Annotated in this window: 4 protein-coding genes; all 4 read right to left on the bottom strand. The window is 69.1% G+C overall.

Annotation, left to right across the window (positions count from 1 at the left end; genetic code table 11):
- Positions 1-965, bottom strand: a 965-nt coding sequence (locus VME70_13365) for a glycosyltransferase family A protein (GenBank protein HTW21188.1), incomplete at its 3' end; no start/stop codon positions are given.
- A gap of 46 nt (positions 966-1,011) precedes the next feature.
- The gene (locus VME70_13370) at positions 1,012-1,653 is read right to left on the bottom strand and encodes a DapH/DapD/GlmU-related protein (GenBank protein ID HTW21189.1); all 642 of its coding nucleotides are present in this window, start codon (positions 1,651-1,653) and stop codon (positions 1,012-1,014) included.
- Between the two features lie 81 nt (positions 1,654-1,734).
- Positions 1,735-2,892 (bottom strand): hypothetical protein, encoded by a 1,158-nt coding sequence (locus tag VME70_13375; GenBank protein ID HTW21190.1) that lies wholly within the window; start codon positions 2,890-2,892, stop codon positions 1,735-1,737.
- On the bottom strand, positions 2,889-3,892 hold a 1,004-nt coding region (locus VME70_13380), incomplete at its 5' end, for a hypothetical protein (protein HTW21191.1). The genes VME70_13380 and VME70_13375, both read right to left, overlap by 4 nt.

A 3,892-nucleotide genomic window follows, 5' to 3' on the forward strand; every position in this document is an offset into this window, starting at 1 on the left:
ACTGCAGAGCGCCGCGCCGGCGGAGAATCCCCCCGGCGGAACAGTCGCCGTAGAGACCGCGCCTTGCGGTTCGCTTCGAGCCGCGCCGCCTGCGCGTCGCGGCGCGCGCGACGCTGCGCCCGGATTCGCTTCAGCTTCGCCTCGTCCCTCGCGAGCCGCCATCGCACCACCGCGTGCGCCTCGCGGAGCATGACCAGATCGGCCCGGAGCCCCGTGAGCACCCTCGCATCCACGACGTCTTGGGCACCGGCAGAGGTGACCACATCGTGCCAGCGGGACAGCTCGGCCAGTCGCTGCTCGGGGCTCCACCGATCTCGGCCGTCGGCGCTGGTGGGGAACTGCAGCGCCGTCACCCGGTCCGAGGTTGCTCCGGTGAACCCGGGCTGCCGGAAGAACTTGCGCCACTGGTGATGGTCGGGCCAGGCGCCCTCCGGCGTCGTGTCCCACGGGTCGTTCAGCGCAAGGTAGGCGTCGCGCCGGTGCGCGGTACCCGTGATGCTGACCGCGTTGTACCGCAGGTCGTCGCGCAGCATCAGCCGCACCGACTCCGGCCTGGACAGGTCACACGCGTAGAAGCCGATCGAGCCATCAGGGCGCACGAATGCGTTGAAGCTCTGCGCGAACTGGTGCTCCGCCAGCAAGGTCAGGAGGTCCTCGACGTGCTCGGGCAACAACAGGTCGTCGTCGCACAAATAGAAGATCGCGTTGCTTCTGGCGTCGACGATTGCGTCGTGCCGGTAGCACTCGCCGTGGTGCGGCCCTTTCGCAAGGTCGAGGAACCGCACCCGCGAGTCACGGGCGGCAAGCTCCTTACCCACGACCCGTACGTCGTCAGTCACGCCGTCACCGATCACGATCACCTCGAGATCGGCGACGGTCTGGCGCAACGCCGAGTCGACCGCCAGCGGCAGTGTGGTGGCCTTGTTGTGGGTGGGCACGAGGATGCTCGCGCGCGGAGCTGTCATTGCCCGACCCGTGGTCGCGTCGTCGGGACAGCAGGCACCTGCGCTCTCAGCAGTGGGGACACCGGTCGTCGCCTTCCACGGGCTCGACCTCGCGCAGCACCCTGGCCGGGTTGCCGACGACGACCGCGCGATCGGGAACGTCGCGAGTGACCACCGCGCCCGCTCCCACGAGCGCGCGCCGGCCGACCCGGATCCCGGGCAGAACGGTCGCTCCTGCCCCCACGAACGCGGCTTCCCCGATGCTGACTCCGCCGGCGGTCACTGCGGCCGGGCCAAGTGATGCGGCGAAGGCCAAGGTGTTGTCGTGGCCCACCGATGCGGAGCGGTTCACGTTGACGTGGCAGCCGAACGTCGTATGGGAACCCACGACGACCCCAGCGTTGAGATAGCAACCATGGCCGACCACCGCCGTGCTCGGTACGACGGCAGTGGGGTCGACGAGCGCGGCCGGTTGGTCCCAACCGGCCGCCGCAGCCAGCACCGCCGCCGTCGCCCGATGCACCCCCGACGAGAGCCCGAGCACGAAGCCGGCCGGCTCAGCGGTCCTCGCGAGTCCGGGAAGCCGCGGATCCGCGCCTCCGAGGTTGTCCAGGCACCAGGGCTGCAGCCCGCGCCGACGCGCGCTCTCGACGACGTCCCACGCGTAGGGCGTCGCGACGGCGTACACGCAAAGCCGACCCGTGTGCACGGCGACAATCTAGTGCCCGGTCGCGCCACACACGGGCAAGTGACCAGCGATCGGGATGCCTCGCCGGTGCGCGGCGAACGGTTACTTCGGCAGCCGGATCCGGTCGACCGCGTTGCGGCCGTTGCCGACCCAGATCTCGTGCCTCGCCTGGTCGATCTGGCCGTTGGTCCGCGCGACCTTCAGCACCTGGACCAGGTGGTGGCCGCGGAGCACCTCACCGCCGTAGGCCTGCGCCGCGGCATACACGTACGACGTAGCCCGGTCGACGATGAACCCCGGCATCCTGGCTCGCTCGCCCGCGACCGGCGGATGCATCGTCACAACCTTGTCGGGTGCGCCGTCGTGCACGGTGAGGATCTCGGGTACGGCGTAGGAGTAACCGCCTGCCGCGGTGTGCATCGCGATAACCCCGACGTAGAGCTCCTGCGTCCCGTACGCCGCCGCGATCGAGCCCGCCGTCCACGACGTAGCGTCACCCATGAGGGAGTCGAGCGCGATCGACCGGGTCACCTTCTCGTCGGTCAGCTCGGCGATAGTCGAGCCGGCCCCGTCAACGGCATACGCGCGATCCGCGGTCGGGTCGACGGTGATCGCCGCCGGGGCGAATGGCAGCGTCACGGTCGACGCGATGTGGTGGCCCTTGATGACGATGACATCGTCGCTCGAACTGCTTGCGACGTAGAGCTCGCCGGTCGACGGGTCCAGGGCGAGCGCATCCGCGACGGCCGCGAGCGCGATCGTGTGGACGATCCGGGTGCCGTGCAGAACCTCGATGTCCGCCCGACGGCTGTCAGCCACGTAGATGTCGTTGCTCCTCTGGTCGACGATCATCGCGCCGCCCAACGCGCCGGCCGGCAGCGGGACCCGGCGGACCAACCGCTGGCCCTTGATGACGGTGACCGCAGTCTGGTTCGTCGCAGAGATATACGCATCCCCGCTCGCGTCGTCGACCCGGATCGCGCAGTCCTCGTAGCAGTGGACATGGCCGTTCCACGAGTCGCGGACGGTGCCGCCCTTCTCGTGGATCACGACGATCCAGCCCTCGGCGCTGGTCGAGTAGACGATGTGCCGCCTGGTGTCGACCGCCGTGACGTCGGTGGTGACGCCGGCTCGGTAGGCCTTGACGTGCACCGGGCCCGACAGCGGGCCGGCAGAGGCGGTTGCCGGAGCAACCACCAGCGAGAGCGCGGACGCGGCGAGCAGGCCGGCAACCAGCAGCACGGCGCGGGCGCGGATCACGAACTCGCTCCGGCCGAGCTTCGCAGCACTGCGACCACGGCGCCGTTCGTCGCGACGATCAAGCCGCGGGACGGTACGACGGCGATGCGCGAAGCCGACGTCACCCTGGGTATCACCACAGTCTGCTCGACCTTGGCGCCGTGGATCACCTGAAGTCCGGTGCCTGTCGCCGCAAGGACGGCACGATCCATGGGGTCGTAGACGGCGGGGTCTGCCGTCGTCGCGACGTGGCCGACGACCTCGGCCCCCTTGAGCAGGAGAATCTGCGCTCCGTTTCCACCGGCGTACACGCGATGAGTGGCGGGGTCGACGACCAGCAGGGGCCCGGCAGCGACTGATCCGAGGTACTGCGTCCGATGCACGACGTAGACGATGTTGTATCCCGGCAGGTACACGTCACCCGTCGACGGGTCGACGACCGGCGTGCCGATGGTCTGTTCGGCCGGAACGTGCACTGTCCCAACGCGCTTCGTGCCGTGCAGGACCGTGACGACATGACCATAGCTCTGGAGATAGACCAGGTTGCGTCGACGGTCGAAGGCGATCGACCGCGGGCGGTTGGCGAGGCTCAGGTGCGCCACCAGCTTGGTCCCGTGGAGGATCAGCAAGGTGTTCGTGCGGACGCAGTATCCGTAGGTGTCATGGGTCACCGGGTCGATGGCCCACGGAGCGAAATAGTTGGCCACACCCTGCTGGGGGTAGCCGCAGACCCGGCGCTTCGCGACCGGCTTCGAACCGTCGAAGTACAGCAGGTCGTTGCCTGACTTCACCTCGACCTTGGACCCGCTCTGCACGATCGCGCGCTCGGCGGGGAACTTCTCGCGGCGTACGACGTTGACGCCGCGCCCCACGGCCATTGCGTTCGGGTCGATCTCATAGGTGAGGCCGGTGGCTTGATCGAGCGCGTCGATGAGCCCTGGCGGCGAGACGGTCGCGTGCGCCTTGCTGTCGAGGTGCGCGACGGTCAGCAGCGAGCCTTCACCCTCGATGTAGTAGTCGC

Source organism: Mycobacteriales bacterium (genome assembly GCA_035504215.1).
In the GTDB taxonomy this organism is placed as follows: domain Bacteria; phylum Actinomycetota; class Actinomycetes; order JAFAQI01; family JAFAQI01; genus DATAUK01.